The sequence below is a fragment of the Rahnella aceris genome (genome assembly GCF_011684115.1).
Classification (GTDB): domain Bacteria; phylum Pseudomonadota; class Gammaproteobacteria; order Enterobacterales; family Enterobacteriaceae; genus Rahnella; species Rahnella aceris.
The window spans coordinates 184,564-203,094 of the sequence record NZ_JAADJV010000004.1 but is presented as its reverse complement, the minus strand read 5'-3'; the positions used below and the strand labels follow the sequence as shown (position 1 = coordinate 203,094).

General features: G+C 52.7%; 13 protein-coding genes. 8 read left to right on the top strand and 5 right to left on the bottom strand.

Annotated elements, in window-relative coordinates; translation table 11 throughout:
- Nucleotides 1-5 precede the first annotated feature (5 nt).
- A complete protein-coding gene (locus GW591_RS19135; protein ID WP_112152015.1) occupies nt 6-1,217 on the top strand; it encodes a serine hydrolase domain-containing protein in 1,212 nt (403 codons plus the stop codon).
- Between the two features lies 1 nt (nt 1,218).
- On the opposite strand, the gene GW591_RS19130 is transcribed toward GW591_RS19135, so the two are convergent.
- The gene (locus GW591_RS19130) at nt 1,219-2,925 is read right to left on the bottom strand and encodes a lysophospholipid acyltransferase family protein (protein WP_013573532.1); all 1,707 of its coding nucleotides are present in this window, start codon (nt 2,923-2,925) and stop codon (nt 1,219-1,221) included.
- Nucleotides 2,926-3,123: 198 nt separating this feature from the next.
- Here GW591_RS19130 and GW591_RS19125 point away from each other — a divergent pair, with 198 nt between their 5' ends.
- Nucleotides 3,124-4,350 carry an MFS transporter gene (locus GW591_RS19125; protein ID WP_013573533.1) on the top strand — a complete coding sequence of 409 codons (1,227 nt, stop codon included), beginning with the start codon at nt 3,124-3,126 and terminating at the stop codon, nt 4,348-4,350.
- Here the strand turns inward: GW591_RS19125 and GW591_RS19120 are convergent.
- From GW591_RS19120 to GW591_RS19110, 3 genes are all read right to left on the bottom strand, one after another.
- Entirely contained in the window at nt 4,347-4,856 is a 510-nt protein-coding gene (locus GW591_RS19120) for a GNAT family N-acetyltransferase (protein WP_119261097.1), read from the bottom strand. The two genes, GW591_RS19125 and GW591_RS19120, sit on opposite strands and share 4 nt — an antisense overlap.
- Before the next feature lie 425 nt (nt 4,857-5,281).
- Nucleotides 5,282-7,132: a hypothetical protein gene (locus GW591_RS19115; RefSeq protein ID WP_166861250.1), complete on the bottom strand. Its 1,851-nt coding sequence runs from the start codon at nt 7,130-7,132 to the stop codon at nt 5,282-5,284.
- 42 nt (nt 7,133-7,174) lie between these two features.
- The gene (locus GW591_RS19110) at nt 7,175-9,271 is read right to left on the bottom strand and encodes a hypothetical protein (protein WP_112151946.1); all 2,097 of its coding nucleotides are present in this window, start codon (nt 9,269-9,271) and stop codon (nt 7,175-7,177) included.
- Nucleotides 9,272-9,508: 237 nt separating this feature from the next.
- Here GW591_RS19110 and GW591_RS19105 point away from each other — a divergent pair, with 237 nt between their 5' ends.
- Nucleotides 9,509-10,204: a pirin family protein gene (locus GW591_RS19105; RefSeq protein ID WP_013573537.1), complete on the top strand. Its 696-nt coding sequence runs from the start codon at nt 9,509-9,511 to the stop codon at nt 10,202-10,204.
- A 64-nt stretch (nt 10,205-10,268) separates the two neighbouring features.
- Here the strand turns inward: GW591_RS19105 and GW591_RS19100 are convergent, their stop codons facing one another.
- Nucleotides 10,269-12,989, bottom strand: coding sequence for an autotransporter family protein (locus GW591_RS19100; RefSeq protein WP_166861248.1), 2,721 nt, complete (start codon nt 12,987-12,989; stop codon nt 10,269-10,271).
- 400 nt (nt 12,990-13,389) lie between these two features.
- Here GW591_RS19100 and GW591_RS19095 point away from each other — a divergent pair, with 400 nt between their 5' ends.
- The 5 genes from GW591_RS19095 to gntR all read left to right on the top strand — a co-directional run bounded on the left by GW591_RS19095 (nt 13,390) and on the right by gntR (nt 18,496).
- On the top strand, nt 13,390-13,713 hold the full coding sequence (locus tag GW591_RS19095; protein WP_013573539.1) for a PTS sugar transporter subunit IIB: 324 nt from the start codon (nt 13,390-13,392) through the stop codon (nt 13,711-13,713).
- A complete protein-coding gene (locus GW591_RS19090; protein ID WP_013573540.1) occupies nt 13,710-15,038 on the top strand; it encodes a PTS cellobiose transporter subunit IIC in 1,329 nt (442 codons plus the stop codon). Before GW591_RS19095 ends, GW591_RS19090 begins: the two co-directional genes overlap by 4 nt.
- A 43-nt stretch (nt 15,039-15,081) precedes the next feature.
- Complete coding sequence (locus GW591_RS19085; protein ID WP_112197405.1) at nt 15,082-16,464, top strand: glycoside hydrolase family 1 protein; 1,383 nt, start codon at nt 15,082-15,084, stop codon at nt 16,462-16,464.
- Between the two features lie 13 nt (nt 16,465-16,477).
- Nucleotides 16,478-17,395, top strand: a complete 918-nt coding sequence (locus GW591_RS19080; RefSeq protein WP_013573542.1) for a LacI family DNA-binding transcriptional regulator — start codon at nt 16,478-16,480, stop codon at nt 17,393-17,395.
- A 105-nt stretch (nt 17,396-17,500) separates the two neighbouring features.
- The gene (gene gntR, locus GW591_RS19075) at nt 17,501-18,496 is read left to right on the top strand and encodes a gluconate operon transcriptional repressor GntR (protein WP_014411484.1); all 996 of its coding nucleotides are present in this window, start codon (nt 17,501-17,503) and stop codon (nt 18,494-18,496) included.
- Nucleotides 18,497-18,531 lie beyond the last annotated feature (35 nt).

Genomic DNA, 18,531 nt, shown 5'->3' with positions numbered 1-18,531 from the left:
GCATCATGCTTCCTCTGCTTCTGACGTCATGCGGTACACTTTCTGAAATGCAGGTGGAGGAAAATCCTCATGAAGTGAAGCAGCTTGCCTGTAGCCAAAATCTTGACGACATGGTGGATACCGTCGCGCAGCGATATCTGCACAGAGAAAAATCCAGCGGCATGGCGGTCGGGATCATCAGAAATAACGGCGCGGCCAGAACCTGGGGTTATGGCTATACCAACGCGGTGAACGGCTACAAAATTGATGGCGAAACGCTATTTGCGCTTGGTTCGGTCAGTAAAGGTGTGACGGGAGAAGTGGTGGCGGGGCTGGTCGACAAAGGGCAGCTAAAGTGGGATGACAAACTGGCAGATTTACTGCCAAAAAATATTCCGCTGAGCGAAGACGCTAAAAATATCACTCTGCTGCAACTGGCGACGCATACTTCGGGATTGCCCCGTCAGAAAATGACCAAAGATATGTTGGAAAGTTTTCTCAGGTATTTATATACCGGCGACAACTTCTATCATGAACTGGACAGCGACGCCGTTGTGGATAATCTGTCGTCATTTAAAAAGCCATTATTGCTTGTGCCGCAATATTCTAATTTAGGGTATGCACTGCTCGGTTATATTCTGAAATTGAAAACCGGTGAAGATATCCAGCAATTATCTTATGCCTTTATTTTTAATGCCTTAAAAATGGATAACACCAGTTTTTATGCCAGCCAGTTAAAAGCCTATCCGTATCGTGCGATTGGACATGCGGGAGATCAGCCTAAACTTATCCGCCGTGGCGAGGTCGTTCCCGACTGGCATTTCTCGAATAATATGGTAGCGGCGGCCAGCCTTTACAGTAATGCTGATGACTTGCTGAAATATCTGCGGGCGCATATTGATGATTCACAACCAGGCGATCTCAGTGACGCCATTCAGGTGACGGAAAAAGTCTATTTCCAGCGAAAAATAGAAGCGGCCAATATTGCCTGGGTCACGGATTATAAAGATGGCCAGATTATTACTTACCAGGTCGGTTATATCGGCGGTTATTCCAGTTATATTGGTTTTGATAAGAAGCATAAAAATGCGGTAGTGGTTTTACAGAATACCTTCAACTGGAGCAATTACATTGGTCATGATTTACTGCTGAAAATGGCAATGGCGGATGACTATAAGGCAACCTGCGGGAAAGAGACGTTTTTCTCCTCCCCCGTTAAAGAGGGAGAAGCCCGGTGATCTATTCTGCCTGATGCACTGCAATATACCGCTCAAACTTCGCCGGTTTTAACTGGCTGAGATCCACCAGCACTAACCCGTCGATGCAGTTGTTGAATTCAGGGTCGCTGCCGAAATCAATAAACTGCACACCACCGGTTTCGCAAAGCTCGGAATATTGTTTATACAACGCCGGAATGCTGCACCCGAGATTCGCCAGCAGGCGTTTCAGGCGCTGCAAGTCTTCCTGATAATCATCGCCGCAAAACTGTGCTAACACATCGGGCAGCGAAGCCGGATACGGACGTCGTGATGTCGCCAGCGGTAATGCCGGGGAGAAATACAGGCGGTAAAACGCCACCAGTAAATCGCGGGCGGGCAGCGGCATTCCGCCGGAAATCGACACCGGACCAAACAGATAACGGGTCTGCGGATATTTCGCCAGATACGCGCCGATGCCGAGCCACAGATAATCCAGCCCGCGCTTTCCCCAGTAGGCGGGCTGAATAAAGCTGCGCCCGAGTTCGACACCCTGCGCCAGAATCGGGTCCATCTGATGGCCATAGTGGAACAGGCTCTGGCTGTAGATCCCGTTCAGCCCTTTGCTGGCGACTTGTTCTGCGGTCGGGATGAACCGGTAAGCACCGACAATTTCCAGCGCCTGCGGATCCCATAAAACCAGGTGATAATAATCATCATCATAGCCGTCGAGATCACGGCGGCGACCACTGCCTTCGCCCACGGCGCGGAACGCGATTTCGCGCAAACGCCCCAGCTCGCGCAAAATCGGCACAGTGTCTTCACCGTGACGACGATAGAGGTAAATCATTTTGCCGTCCGGCGTGTTGCCCAGCACTTCGCTGGCTTCCAGCGCGTGTTTTAGTACCGCACGGTTTTCCGCACGGGCAATCGACGTTTCGGTGTGGAACAAACCCGGCTTGCCAGCGCCGAGGCGGTAAAGGTGTTTACGAAAACGCGCTGCCAGATCGCCCGCCTGCATTTGTCCATCGTGCCAGCTGGTATACGGAATGCGCGCACCGATTTTAAGCGTCAGGCTGTTGCCGCGCTGGCCGAACATTTCATGTACCAGTAAAAGCGTACTGAGCGGGCGGTAAATCATAGAACTGAGATAAAACAGCGCGCTGTTGCTGCCACTGATATGTACCGGCACCACCGGTGCACGGGCTTTGGCGGCGAGGCGGATAAATCCGGTGTGCCATTTTCCGTCGCGCACGCCTTTCGAACTCATGCGGGATACTTCACCTGCGGGGAACACAATCAGCACGCCCTGATTCTCCAGGTGTTCCTGCATCTGTGTGACCTGATTGCGCCGCGTGCGGTTGCCCATATTATCCACCGGGATCATCAGGCTGCCGAGCGAAGACACCAGCGACAGCAACTGATTCGCCACCACTTTGACATCCGGACGTACCGACGCCACCGCATGTAATATCGCCAGTCCGTCCAGCGTGCCAATCGGATGATTCGCTACGATAACTACCGGGCCGTAGCTCGGGATTTGCTCCCGGTCGCGCTCGGTCAGTTCACAGCGGATATTAAAATGTTCAAGTACCTGCTCGGCCATATCAATGCCTTTCAGGTGCGGATACTGATCGGCGAAACGGTGAAACTCTTTTTCGCGGAACAGGATTTTTAACAGTTTGCGTTGCCAGGAAGGGGTTTTCTGCTGCGGGTCGAGATCCTGAAACAGGGTATCCATGCTGAACATAGGATGTCCTCCGGTTGAAGTCTCCCGACCATAATCAGCGCGCATGACAGTGATGTGTCACTTTGATGGCAGTACGGGGAAGCCTGAGTAAAACAACGGTTCAATTTGTTGCGAAAGCAAGCCATTGCTAATAAAGTCAAACACTCATTTACGGCTTCGTAACATGCCAGAACCCTTTTTTGTGAGACGCGACTTTCCATGCCTGACGCTGCTTCGCCCGACCTGACTGCCACCAGTCCGTCAAAGACCACGCTGCGAATTCTCTCGATTCTGGTGTTCAATTTTGCCAACTATCTGACCATCGGCCTGCCACTGGCGATCCTGCCGGGTTATGTACATGAGCATCTCGGCTACAGTGCTTTCTGGGCGGGACTGGTCATCAGCCTGCAATATTTCGCGACGCTGCTGAGCCGCCCTTATGCCGGGCGTTATGCGGATAAAGTCGGGCCAAAAAGGGTGGTGATATTCGGGCTGAGCGGCTGCCTGCTCAGCGGCGTGTTCTATCTGCTGGCACTGGGATTTGACGCCACACCGGCGGTCAGTCTGGCGTTGTTATGTCTTGGCCGCGTGATGCTCGGTGCCGGGCAAAGTTTTGCCGGAACCGGTTCGACGCTGTGGGGCATCAGCGTGGTCGGCTCCCTGCATATCGGCAAAGTGATTTCATGGAGCGGGGTGGTCACTTACGGTGCGATGGCGATCGGTGCGCCACTCGGTGTGCTGATTTTCAGTTTCGGCGGCCTGACGCTGTTGTCGGTGTGCATCATTTTGGTGGCGCTGACGGCGCTCATCACCGCGTGGCGCAAGCCGCCGGTGGTCACAAAAGCCCCGGCGCAAATCCCGTTCCGCCAGGTGCTGGGGAAAATATTGCCTTATGGCATGATGCTGGCGCTGGCGTCCACCGGCTTTGGGGTGATTGCCACCTTCATCACCCTGTTTTATGCCGCAAAAGGCTGGCCGGGCGCGGCATTTTCCCTGACATTCTTCAGTGTGGCCTTTGTCGGCATGCGGCTGTTATTGCCCAACAGCATCAACCGTTTTGGCGGATTGCGTGTGGCGCTGGCCTGTTTTGTGGTGGAGATTGCCGGGCTGATTATGGTGTTTTTCGCCCCGACGGCGTGGGCAGCAATGGCCGGTGCTTTCATTACCGGTGTGGGTTTCTCGCTGGTCTATCCGGCGCTGGGCGTGGTGGCAGTCAAAAAGTTGCCGCAGGAAAATCAGGGCAGCGCGCTGGCGACCTATTCGGCATTTCTTGATTTATCTCTGGGGATTACCGGCCCGCTGGCCGGTGTGCTGATGGCGCAGGCTGGCATTGATGCGATTTATCTTGGCTCGGCGCTGCTGGTGCTGATGGCGCTGGCGCTGGTCGTCCGGTTGCTGTTACGTCAGCCTCCGGCTGAAACCAGCGCCTCCGTCAGTGCTGATTAAACCGGTTGCCGTACGCCACGGATGCGCCCCATATGCAGCGTATCCACCAGTTCGCCGTCGCGCATTGCGTAGCTCGGGCTGAGGCCTTCAACGCTGAAACCGAACTTTTTGTACAGCCCGATTGCGGCATCATTATCGGCATAAACCGTCAGCTCGACGCGGATCACGTGCAACCATTTGTCACATAACTCAAGGGCAGCAGCGATCAGCTTACTGCCGACGCCTCTTCCCTGAAATTGCGTATCCACACCAATGCCGAAAGTCGCCACATGACGGCGTCGCCACGGCTGCTCAACCATCAGGGTGAGATTGCCCACCAGTTTGCCGTCGATACACGCAACCAGCGCGAACCGGCCGGGTGCGGCATTGGCAAGGCGGTCTTCCCATAGCGTGGCGGGTGGATAAGGGAGTTGCAGGGTGTCGCTGTAAACAGGAACCTGAGCGTATAGGTGTTGAAGCGCCTCTGCATCTGCGGCTTCAGCGTGACGAATGACTATTTCGCTCATGGCGACACTCCTCTTTTTGTGGTTACTGTTTGAATATCCTCTACATTTATCAGGAATAGGAAAACTGTCAATCGAATGTTTGGTGAAAAAAACGCTTTACAAGTGCGAATGATAATGATTATTATTGCCATGCGTTCCGGGGATGGCCTCACACCAAGGTCAAACGGGTCCCCATGAATGCACGACATTGCTCACATTGCTTCCAGTATTACTTAGCCAGCCGGGTGCTGGCTTTTTTTTCTTCATATTTTGAGCTGTGGATGCGTTGGCTGCGCTCGCTCACCCCGGTCACATACTTGTGTATGCTCCCGGGGATTCGCTTGCTGGCCGCCTGCCCACAACTCAAACTATTTCGAAAAACTCCTTTATATCTTCTCCACAACTCAAACTATTTCTAAAAACACGTTAATTAGAAGAATCCCGCGTCAGGCAAGAATCATATTCTGCTGCCATATCACCCGATCTCCGGCGGGTGGCTGGGCGATGACGGTGCTGCCGGATAAACGGTTATTAAGGAACATCAGTGAACTGGCAGGTTGTGCGGCGACGTCGGTGAAGTCGAACGTTGCCTGCGTCAGGGTTGAGGAAAGAATATCGATTTGCTTTGGCGCAGTGCCGGAAAGCGTGAAGCCGACCTGATTAAACTGCGATGCCTGAACCGACAGTGTGGAGGATTTCAGCGTGAGCGGTGCAAATTCGGTGGTGGCATTAAACGTACAGCGGACAAAATTCACCGGCGCCGTGCTGTCAAATGAATGCCCGTTGATGTCATTAAATACCGTATCGGTAAAGGTGATGGCGGCAGTGACGTTGCTTTGTACTACCGGCGCGCCGTCCTCCTGCAGGGAAAACTGACACTGACGAATAACGTTCGGGCGCGCAGCGCGTTGCGATGCCTGGCTGATAATCAGGGTGCGGTCAGCGGTACAGCCGGTCATCTGCAAACCGTCGGCATTCACCCACAACATCCCGGACTGCGGGATAGTCTCGTTGGTGATCACCACCAGATCTTCCAGCGTCAGTTCACTCACGCCGGAGCGGGCGACAAACCACGGACAGACGTGCTTACGTACATTGATACGTTTGGCGCTGCCTCCCCAGGTGGCACCGGAATTGGCAAAGGTCATCAGGCCGGAATTGCCGGTATAGGTGAGATCATGTTCGTACTGACCGTGAGTCACGAACGGGCCTTTTTCCGCGCTCTGTCCGCTGGCGTGACAATTCTCGACCAGGCAATATGCCGACGCCGTGAAATCATTTAAATGCCGCGCGTTCGCCACGCTGCAATCACTGACATGTCCATACAGACAATAGATTTGCTGTGTCAGATATCCGGCACCGCCAAAGGCGGTGTTCGGCGGATTAATGAGAGAGCACTGCTGCGTCAGATAATGGGTATTCCAGCGTCGCATCACCACCGGCCAGAAAGAACCTGTCGAATGGATCCCCTCGACATTGGCATATACCGCGTATTCAAACGCCACCGGATGGCTGCCGCTGATCTGATCAGCCCCCGCCCCGAAGAACTGCATATTTTTGATGGTGACGAATGCGACCGGTTCGACTTTCTGCAAGCTGATCACCCTGCCGGCCAGCAGTTCCCAGCCGTTGTAATAGCCAGTCTGAATATGCGTGCTGTCAGGAATCGCGATGATTTCCACCAGCTTTTGCAGCTCGCGTTCCGCCGCGCCTTTCACCGGTGCAACCTGCACTGCATACCAGTCGCCCACGCTGAACAGTGACGAATCCGCGACCGGGAAAATATCCGTTTGCTCCTGCAACGTTTCAGTCAGCGTGAAGGAGACGGGGGTGCCGGTCACCGTGCCCCGGAAGAACAGTACGGCGGCAAACGGGTCATTGACCGGTGCGCTGGCAATGCCGGTGGTGAAAACCCGGTTGTTCTGGAAATCCAGGGTGATGTCTGAGCGTGAGAAGCGATGGCGGCGCTGAAAAAGCAAATCTGAAAAAGCGAAGATCTGGCTGATGGCCGGGTCATTGACTAATGCATCAAGCGCATCGTCGGCGGGTTGATCAGCATTGAGAATACCGAAAGTGCGGAAATCGCCCACGCCCTGATGGATAAGCAGCCAGCGTCCGGTGTCCGAGTGGTCAGAAGGGATGACTGTGCCGTTATTGGCGGGCAGAACGCAGTTTTTGTCCCAGTGATAATGACCGCCGCCGCCGTCACCGGCCTGAAAATAACCATTAACGAAGACATTATGATCCATACGTATTTTATGATTCTTCAGCGCGGATACAGAATTGAACGTTTTCATGGTGAATCCTTTTAAGGCTCAGAGGTGAGCCACTTTATTTTGTTATATCTCCGTATTTTCAACCACAATATGCGGCCCTGTACTGGCTGGCACAACGGATCGGGTATTTATCATGATATTGTTCTGTTCAATAAAATAAGACGGTCGGGAAAATGCCTTATCTGTGAATAACCGCTTACCGTGCGTGAATGTCACGTGATGCGCCTGATAATGATTAATGCCGGCGGTAATGTGAATATGAAGCTGATCGTCACCGGTCACTTCAGTTTGCATTGGGCCTAATCGCCAGGTCACAGGATGTTCGCCGGTCCGTGAAAGTAAAGGCCGGGAGGCCTGATCACTGGACAGTGTGGAATCACCATTAATAACGATTTTCTGAGGTTCATCCGCCGTTAATATAAGGGACACATTTTCAAGACGGCAGGCGTTAAAGTTAACTTCTTTATTTTTAATTAACAGCGAAACATCTTTGTCCGTTCCTTTAAACTGGCAATGGGAAAAATACAGCAGCGAACGGCCATTAATGGAATTCCGGGCTTCGGCAGCAGGATGAGAAACAATAAACGGGTCATCCGGCGCCAGGTTACTGATAGTGGAATCATGGCGAGGATCCAGTACGAACCCGCAGTTTTCGAATACGTTCATTTTGATACTGCGCTGACTGTTTTGCAGTAATGTCAGTTCTCCGCTGAGGCTGCAGTTTTGCACCGTCAGTCCGTCGCAATTCAGGCGCAATATGCCGAGATTATCCTGTTCCACACTCCGGTAAATGTGCACATCCGTTAAGGTCAGATCAGTAACGTGCGTGTCGGCTGTCAGCATAGAACAATGGTGCTGGTTGATGACAATACGTGCCGCCGACTGTCCCCAGGGTTTGCCGGAATTGGCCAGTGTCAGGATGCCGGAGTTGGCCGTAAAATGCAGATCATGTTCATACTGACCGTGCGTGACGAAAGCACCGGAACTGTCACCGTTGCTGTGACAGTGCTTTACCACGCAGGAAGAGCTGGCGGTGAAATCGTTAAGATGCCGGGCATTGGATGCCGTACAGTCCGTAATCACGCCATACTGACAGTAAATTTGCTGAGTCAGATAGCCTGCGCCGCCCCAGGAAACCGAAGGTGGATTAGTCAGCGAGCATTGTTCGGTGCGAAAGAAGGTATTCCAGCGACGGAAAATGACTGACCAGAATGTCCCCTGAGCATGAACATTCAGAACATCGCAATAAATGGCATATTCGAAGGCGACCGGCTGGGAACTGCTATTAGCCAGCTGCCCCTCTGCGACATATTGCATGTTCTGAATACAGACATTCTCAACCGGCGTGACTTTGCGCCAGTGCAGTTGGCTTTGGGCGTCCAGCGCCCAGCCGCTTCTGTAATTGAGCCGGATATGCGTTTCATCAATCTGTTCTGTCACCTGCACCAGTCGTTGTATTTTGCGTTCCCAGTGGCCGGAGACTTTGTCCGATTCCAGGCAATACCACTGGCCGACAGGATATAAGCTGCTGTCATCTACCGGATAGATTTCTGACAATAAAGGCAAAGGATCCCTGAGAAGGGATATTGATGTTTTTTCTTCTGCTATTCCCCTGAAAAAGAAAATAGCGGAGAGGTAATTATTTTTGGCATCTGCCAGGGTTTCCAGTCCTGTCGCGGTCACTGTCTGGCCATTAAAATCGAGGGTGATATTCGAACGGTTAAAGCGATGGCGCGACATGAAATTCAGCGAGGTATGTGCTTCAATCCGGTGAATAAGCGGATCACTGATCATCGCCTTCAGTGCCGCATCTGCAGCATTTTGTCGGTTAACTATACCAAACTGACGAAAATCCATGACGCCGTTATGTAATTGCAACCAGCGGCCTTTAGCGGATTTTAACGAGGAAATAACGGTGCCCTGATTGGCCTCTTTCTCACTGTTCGCATCCCAGTAAACCAGTTTTGGCGCACCATCTCCGGCAAAGTAATATCCCAAAACCATCGCGCAGGTCCGGTCAGCAGGCGCAGGGAGGTTTCTTAACGCCATAATGTTGCTCGCGCTAATCATTTTATCCGGATTAATTTCAACGGCTTTAAATAATCCCGCCGACACTACACCACCGGTTATTCCCGCGATCAACTCGCGGCGGTTAATCATGATAATTTCCGGAAACAGATGTCACATTAATTTACCTTAAGGAGTTTCTTCTTTGAGTATTGTACCGATGGGTAATTAAGCAACCTGCATAAGAACAATTTACCTCAACCTTCCTCAAATCCTTTGGATTGAGTCACCTGCATTTGTTCATATTTTTTGAACAGAGGGGTGAAGTTTTTACGCTTTCTTATTCTCAGGCGTTGACTAGACTAGAGAAAACATTGAGGAGAGTTGAACATGATCTATTTACGTCAGGCACAAGAACGCGGTCACGCCAGTCACGGCTGGCTGGAAAGCTGGCACACCTTCTCTTTCGCCGATTATTACGATGCACAATTCATGGGATTCTCCGCACTGCGGGTGATCAATGAAGACTTTATCGATGAAGGACAGGGTTTTGGTAAGCATCCGCATAAAGACATGGAAATTCTGACCTATGTGCTGGAAGGCACCGTGGAACATCAGGACAGCATGGGCAATAAAGAACAGATCCAGGCGGGGGAATTCCAGATTATGAGCGCCGGGACCGGGGTGACACACTCTGAATACAACGGTAACAGCGACCGTAAACTGCACCTTTATCAGATCTGGATTATCCCGAATCAAAAAGGGCTGGAACCGCGTTACGAACAGCGTATGTTCGATGCGCCGCAGGGTCGTCAGTTAGTGCTTTCACCGGATGCCCGCGACGGTTCGCTGAAAGTGTTCCAGGATATGGAGTTGTCCCGCTGGGCGCTGAAAAAAGATGAACAGTCGGTTTATCAGATTCAGGCTGACCGCCGCGTGTGGATCCAGGTGGTAAAAGGCACCGTGTCCATCAACGGTAAGAAAGCCGGGCAGAGTGATGCGCTGGCGATCTGGGATGAAACGGCATTGTCCGTTCACGCAGAGGAAGACAGCGAAATTCTGCTGTTTGACCTGCCGCCAGTCTGATCATGGTGAAGTCAAAAGCAAAAGGCGGTGCTCCGGCATCGCCTTTTTTTGCATCATTCATTCGTCATTTGAAGCTGACATTAATACCGATATTGCCCCGGTAACCTTCCTGTTTTCCGTCAAAGCCACGCTGATAATTCACGCTGGTGTAAAACGATGCATTTTTACTCAATGGCGCCGTGATCCCGCCACCTGCTTTCCAGGCGCTTTGCGAGAAATCAGGCGAAATCTCAGTGCTGCCGATGGTGACGGCGGGCGCATCGCTGAGCGTCGATACTGCGTCGATATTCAGGTATGGCGTAATGTTGGGCTGATCTACCTGAGGCTGATGAGAAAGCCGCAAACCGCCGCGTGCCTGTACGCTGTTGTCGGCGGTTTTCGCTACCGCGGCAATACCGTCATTGAACCCTCTCATATGCAGATACTGATAAATCACCTGCGCCTGGGGTTCGAGCCTCCAGCTTTGGGTTATTGCAAAGGGAATGCCGCTTTCCGCTGAAAGCGCCACGCCGTAGCCGTCCTGTTTAGCTTCCGTTTCACTCTGGAATTCGGTGTGGTAATCGGTGACTTGCCCGACGAAATCCAGATACGCGCCGCTGTCGGTCTTCACGGTGTAATAGCCGCCAATGCCGTAAGCATCGGTAGACACATCTCCGGTATCGGTGGATTCACCGACCAGCCCGCGGGCGCTGTCCGAGCTGCTGGTTTTCTGATCCCCCAGCGAAATCATCACCCCGGCATGCACATTATTCCCGCGCGGTGTCTCATCCTGATACAAATCCTTGCCGATCTGGATATAACGAATGTCGCTGTCAAAACTGAAGCGACCTACATCATAATTATCATGCGATCCGCCGACGCGTGCCCATGTGCCATCCTGAGCACGTTTGACGCTATCGCCGGTACGTTCGTGATAAGACCCCATTGAGCTAAAGCCGTACTGCCGGTTAAGGAAGGGCGCGGCAATGTAACCCACGACATCCGTCCGGTAGGCGATCACCGGTTTAGGTGTGGGTGCAGGTTGCGGTGTGGGCTCCGGTGTCGGGTTAGGGGTCGGGTCAGGATCAGGCACTGGTTCCGGCGGCGGCACCGGCTCGAGCCAGGTGCGCAGATACCAGTCTTTTGGCGACGTACTGCCGCCTTTATAGAGATAATAATCGTATGCCCCCGCACTGACTTTTCTCAGCAATTTCAGCGACGATGTGTCATCCCCATCCACCTGCACCAGACGGATCCCGTCGCCTGTCGTCAGCGCACCATTGCCCCCGGCATTGCGCACCAGCACCCCAAAATTGCCGCTGGCGTTACCCTGAACATGCAGTAAATCGGTGGGGGAATTATCGCTGCCCAGTTGCGTGTTGAAATTCAGGGCACCGTTGCCGGAAAGCGTGCTGGCGGTAAGTGTGTGGAATGCCCCCTGCTGCGGTTGGGTGAAGTTCATCAGGCTGTTATCGAGCGATAAATCCCCGAGCACGGAATCGCCAGTCAGATTCCACGCGGACTGATTATTCAGCGCCAGTGAATGGAGGTTTTGCACCGAGCCGGTCAGCACGGAGGCATCCAGTGTGACATCGGTTTTCGCCGTCGTCGCATTGATAATATTGCCGATAATCTGGCTTTTGCCGCTGACATTCACCGTACTGATGCCGTTATCGGCAAAGGTCATGGCCGCGTTAATACCGACAATGCGAGCGGCGTTTTCGATGATCACTTGCGCATTACCGTTGTAAATCTTGCTGATGCCGATATTGCCGCTGTTTATGGTCGCGTTATCAATGCGAACGTTTTGCCACTGATCGTCTGTCATGGGGGCGCCGCTCAGTGACAGGCCGACGGAGGCATTGCCCGGTGTGGAAATAAGCAGTTCATTTTCCAGAATCAGGTTGTTAGCGCCGAGGAATGTTATGCCGTTAGTGGACGTCGCCTTCGTGGTAATGGATCCGCCGTTGATCCGTACATTGCTGTCGTTTTCCAGCATCACGCCGTTGCCATATTGCCCGGAGGTGTGGATGTCGACATTCTTCATTTGTAAATTACCGAATGACAATATCACGGCATTGCTCTGATCTTTCTCTGTGATGATGGTTCCGCGATCATAAGTGACATTTGAGAAGCGGTCAGCGGACCCGTCGATACTTATCCCCTGGCGAACCTGAGATAAAATTGACGTATTCAGTAATGTGGCATCGGCATTGTTGATGGCTATTGCCGAACTGCTGGACATTCCCGAAAGATGATTAACAGCCAGCCCGGTGGCATTCAGCGTGGCGCCATTATTCACCTCAACGGCATTATCCGCATTATTGGCGTTAATTGTGGTATTAATCATATTCGCGGTGGCGTTATTATTAATCACCACTGCCGCACTGTTAGAATTAAGGGTCGCGTCGTTGATATTTAAAACACTGCCTGCATCTTGTATCGTCACCGCATGGGAAATTTCCCCGGATTGACTGTTGTGATTAATCACGGAATCTTTCCCGATATTAATGACACCGCCATTTTGCGCGACAAGCGAGGAGCCAAGCTGGCTGCCGGAAGCGTTGAACGTGTTAGCCAGGAACGTCAGTTCTGCGCCGTTATTGACCATAATGCCATATTTTATCAACGGGTTATCGGCGACAATATTTTCGTTATCCTTGGTGGATAAGGTCAGCTTTTGATTGTTCGTCAGCAGCAGTGGCAGGGTGTAATTTGCCGCACTGGCGCTCATGACGGCAATATTGGGCAGGCAACACGCCAGCAGAATACATCGTGTAATTTTACAGGTGTTAAACGCCGGCATCAGGCATTCCTTAAAGATAATAAGCGGTGAATGCCGGACAATGTATTGATTAATTTCCCACCGACAAAATCATTCCATATCAATTTTTAACATCACATAGTGCGTGATATTAATCAGGTTTTATTTTGATTTTTGACGGTTTTAAATATCCTGCTGATGAGTAATTTAATCCCTCCGTGATAATTGTTATCTGGTTTTTCCTGTAGCGTGAGTTTCTTACTGCGCGAATGAAAAATGCGCAAAATGTGAAACGTTTCACATTGCCGGACAATCACCGTGAAATTTTATGAACAGGTTCGCACATTTTCCCTGAAGCCATGGAAACCGGTTTCCATAAAGCCTCAAATACCCTCAACAGGCTAAAAAGGGCAGAACATTAATCATCTCGGAGTGAAGCAAAATGAAAAGAATCATGCTTTGTTGTTCGGCGGGGATGTCGACCAGTTTGTTGGTGCGCAAGATGAAAGAAGTGGCGGCGGAACGCGGAGAAGAGGTGCAGATTGATGCATTCGGTGCCAGCGAGTTTGATGAAAAATTCCGTGATTATCAGGTGGTACTGCTCGGACCTCAGGTGCGTTACATGCAGGCTGATTTATCTGCCAGAGCGGCAGAATTCAACATTCCGGTCGAAACCATCAACATGATGGATTACGGCATGCAGCGCGGCGATAACGTGCTCGACTTCGCTTACGGCCTGATCGCACAGGAAGGAAGCCGCGTATGAGTGGCCTTTATCAGGCGATGGTTAACGTCATCGAAAAACACATCACGCCCCTGGCGGGCAGCGTTGGCCAGCAGCGGCATGTGATCGCCATCCGCGACGGCTTTATCGCTGCGCTGCCTTTTATGATTATCGGCTCGTTCATGCTGGTCTTTATTTTCCCGCCATTCTCGCCGGATACCACCATGGGATTTGCGCGCGGGTGGCTGGATCTGTCGCTGAAATACCGCGAGCAGCTGATGTTGCCGTGGTATCTGAGCATGGGCGTGATGACGTTTTTTATTTCGGTAGGCATTGGCGCAAGCCTCGGCAAACACTACAAGCTTGATCCGATCATGACCGGTTTACTGGCGTTTATGGCGTTTCTGCTGGTGGCTGCGCCGTATCATGACAAACAAATCTCGACGCAGTATTTCTCCGGCGAAGGCATCTTCACCGCGATCCTGACGGCGATTTATGCCGCCGAAGTGTATGCGCTGCTCAAGCGCCGCAATATCACCATCCGCCTGCCGAAAGAAGTGCCGACCGGCGTGGCGCGCTCGTTTGAAATTCTGATCCCGGTGGTGGCGATTGTCGCCACGCTGCACCCGCTGAACCTGTTTATTCAGTCCACCACCGGCATGATAATTCCTGAAGCCATCATGCATTTGCTGGCACCGCTGGTTTCTGCGTCGGATTCCCTGCCAGCGATTTTGATTTCAGTGTTTATCTGTCAGGTACTGTGGTTTGCGGGGATTCATGGCGCGCTGATTGTCACCGGCATCATGAACCCGTTCTGGATGACCAATCTGGCGCTCAACCAGACGGCGTTGCAGGCCGGTGCGCCATTGCCACACATTTATCTGCAAGGATTCTGGGATCACTATCTGTTAATTGGCGGCGTGGGGTCGACCTTACCGCTGGCGATTTTGTTGCTGTGCAGCAAGGCCGTGCACCTGCGCACCATTGGCCGGATGGGGGTGGTGCCGAGCTTCTTTAACATCAATGAACCGATCCTGTTTGGCACGCCAATTATCATGAATCCGGTATTCTTCCTGCCGTTTACGCTGGTGCCGATGCTGAACGCTATTTTTGCTTACACCGCCACCAAACTCGGCTGGGTCGCGCAGGTGGTCTCGCTCACACCCTGGACAACGCCTGCGCCAATCGGTGCATCATGGGCCGCAAACTGGGCATTCAGCCCGGTAATTATGTGCCTGTTCTGTATGGTGTTATCAGCCGTTATGTACTATCCGTTCCTGAAAGCCTATGAACGTACGTTGCTGAAACAGGAAGCGGAAAAAGCCCTGGCACAGACGGCGGGTAATGCCGTACCGGCAAACAGTTAAACATCAGTTAAAAACGTAAAGCTAACGGACAGCGAGGATGACGATGAAATACGCATTTCCAAAAGAATTCTGGTGGGGCAGTGCCAGTTCAGCGCCGCAGACGGAAGGTGAAACCCTGAGCCACGGAAAAAGCGCGACGGTGTGGGATCACTGGTATTCACAACAGCCGACGCGCTTTCACAATGACGTCGGTCCGCAGGATACCTCGACGTTTTACAAAAACTGGCGCGAAGATATCGCGCTGCTGAAACAGCTCAATCACAACACCTTCCGCACCTCGATTTCCTGGGCGCGTTTGATCCCCAACGGGCGTGGTGAAGTGAATCAGGAAGCGGTCACGTTTTATAACCAGGTGATCGACGAAATGCTGGCGCAGGGCGTACAGCCGTTTATCAATCTGTTCCACTTTGATATGCCGATGGCGATGCAGGAAATCGGCGGCTGGGAAAACCGCGACGTCGTGCAGGCTTACGCAAAATACGCCGATACCTGTTTCGAGCTGTTCGGTGACCGCGTGAAGCATTGGTTTACGTTCAACGAACCGGTGGTGCCGGTGGAAGGCGGCTATTTGTATGATTTCCATTACCCGAACGTGGTGGATTTCAAACGGGCTGCCACCGTGGCGTATCACACTATGCTGGCCCATTCGCTGGCGGTGAAGGCCTATCGCGCCCGCAATTCTGGCGGTGAAATCGGCATTATTCTTAACCTTACGCCGTCTTATCCGCGGTCACAGAATCCGGCTGACCTGAAAGCCGCTAACATTGCGGACCTGATGTTTAACCGCAGCTTCCTCGATCCGGCGCTGCGCGGTGAATATCCGCAGGAACTGGTGGAATTGCTGAACAAATACGATCAGCTTCCGGCCTGCCAGCAGGGCGATAAAGCACTGCTGCAACAGGGTGTGGTGGATTTACTCGGCATCAACTATTACCAGCCGCGCCGTATTCAGTGCCGCGACAGTATGGTTAATCCGGAAAGTCCGTTTATGCCGGAATGGTTCTTCGATAACTATGTCATGCCGGGACGTAAAATGAACCCGCACCGTGGCTGGGAAATCTACGAGCAGGGCATTTACGATATTCTGACCAATCTGCGTGAAAACTACGGTAATCCGCGCTGTTTCATTTCCGAAAACGGCATGGGTGTGGAAAATGAACTGCGCTTTGAACAGGCGGGGCGGATTGATGATGATTACCGCATCGAGTTTGTCAGCGGGCACCTGAAATGGTTGCACCGCGCCTTGCAGGAAGGCAGTGGTTGTCTGGGTTATCACATGTGGACATTTATTGATTGCTGGTCATGGATGAATGCCTATAAAAACCGGTATGGTTTCATCCAGCTGGATCTGGAAACGCAGAAGCGTACGGTGAAGAAAAGCGGCGAATGGTTCGCGGCGGTGTCTAAAAATAACGGTTTCGATTAACACAAGGAAAGACATGGCAAACATTAACGACGTTTCGCGGCTGGCGAAGGTGTCGAAAGCGACGGTGTCCCGTGTCCTGAGTGGCAGCCGCGGTGTCAAAGAAGAAAGCCGCCTGGCTGTGATGCAGGCGGTGGAAACACTGCAATATAAACCGAGCGTGATTGCGCAGTCGCTGTCCACGCAGTCTACCGGTTGTATCGGCGTGATTTGTGCGACCGAAAACATCAATCAGTCCACCGGTTATCTCCACGCGCTGGAAAAAGAGTTGCGGCTGAATCAGAAGTATCTGCTGCTGCGCTTTGCCACCGACGCAGCGAGCCTGACGCATTCCGTAGCTGAAATTGGCCGCGGTCTGTGCGATGCGATGATTGTGATCGGTGCGCGTTTTCCGCTGCCGGCATTGCCGGAAAACGTGATCACCATTGATTGTCTGGATGCGGATTCAGCACGCAGCATTCACTTTGACCGCAGCTTTGCCGCCGAAACTGCCTGCCAGTATGTGCTCAAACAAGGGCGCCGGCAGATTGCCCTGATCAACGCGGAAAACAGCGAAACCGCCGGACAAATCTTGCAGGGATATCATCTGGCACTGGAGAAGTTCCTGCTGCCTTACGACCGGCGGCTGGAGCACAGCGGCGCAGATGCGCTGACGAAACTGCTGGCACAGAACGTGCCGTTCAATGCGCTGCTGGTGCCGGACGATGCCACCGCGCAGGATGCACTCCGTCAGCTTGCCCTGCACGGGCGCGCCGTGCCTGAAAATGTGATGGTGTTCAGTCTCGACAGTACGCTGCCACCGGGCGTTTCTGCTGTTCCGGCGATTGCCTATCCGCTGGAAACCCTGGCACAACGCGCGATGGCGCTGCTGACCGGCCAGCTCTCAGCGAACCTCAGCGCACCGGTTCGCGGGCAGCTTTCCCTGCCTTCCTGATAAACCTCTCATGTCGCGCAGCAACGGATATCCGCCTGCGCGATTGTTTGCTAACATCACGCTCTGATCCCTTAACCTTTTCAGCGGCCCATCTCTTTGATGAATATGAAGAAAAAAAGACCCGTACTCCAGGATGTTGCCGACAAGGTGGGCGTCACCAAAATGACGGTCAGCCGTTATTTGCGTAACCCTGAACAGGTTTCCGGCGCGTTGCAGGAAAAAATCTCTGCGGCGCTCGACGAGCTGGGCTACATCCCCAACCGCGCACCGGATATTCTCTCTAACGCTAAAAGCCGCGCCATCGGTGTGCTGCTGCCGTCGCTGACCAACCAGGTGTTTGCGGAAGTGCTGCGCGGCATCGAAAGCGTGACTGATATCCACGGTTATCAGACCATGCTGGCGCACTACGGCTACAGCCAGGAGCGCGAAGAACAGCGTCTGACTTCACTGCTTTCCTACAATATCGACGGACTGATTTTGTCCGAACGCCATCACACCGCGCGTACGCTGAAGATGATTGAAGTGGCCGGTATTCCGGTGGTGGAGATGATGGACTGTGTGTCGCCGTGTGTGGATCTGGCGGTCGGCTTCAACAACTTCGAAGCCGCGCGGCAGATGACGCAACAAATTATCGCGCGCGGCCATCGTCATGTGGTGTATTTCGGCGCTCGTCAGGATGAGCGAACCATTATCAAACAGCAGGGTTATGAACAGGCGATGCGTGAATCCGGTCTGGAGCCTTACAGTGTGATGACCAGCCGTTCTTCCAGTTACAGCGGCGGCGCGGAATTACTGCGTCAGGCGCAAAAAGACTGGCCACAAATCGACAGTATTTTCTGTACCAACGATGACCTCGCGGCGGGCGCATTTTTTGAATGTCAGCGCCAGGGGCTGAAAATCCCTTCACAAATGGCGATTGCCGGTTTTCATGGGCACAACATGGGGCAGGCGATGGAGCCACCACTCGCCAGCGTGCTGACACCGCGCGAAAGAATGGGGCAAATCTCCGCCGAACGTCTGCTGGCGAGACTTCGCGGTGAAGAAGTGGTGCCGAGAATGGTGGATGTCGGGTTTACGATTTCTGCGGGTGGAAGTATTTGATTTGTTTGCTCCTTCCCCTCTCACGAGGGGAAGGC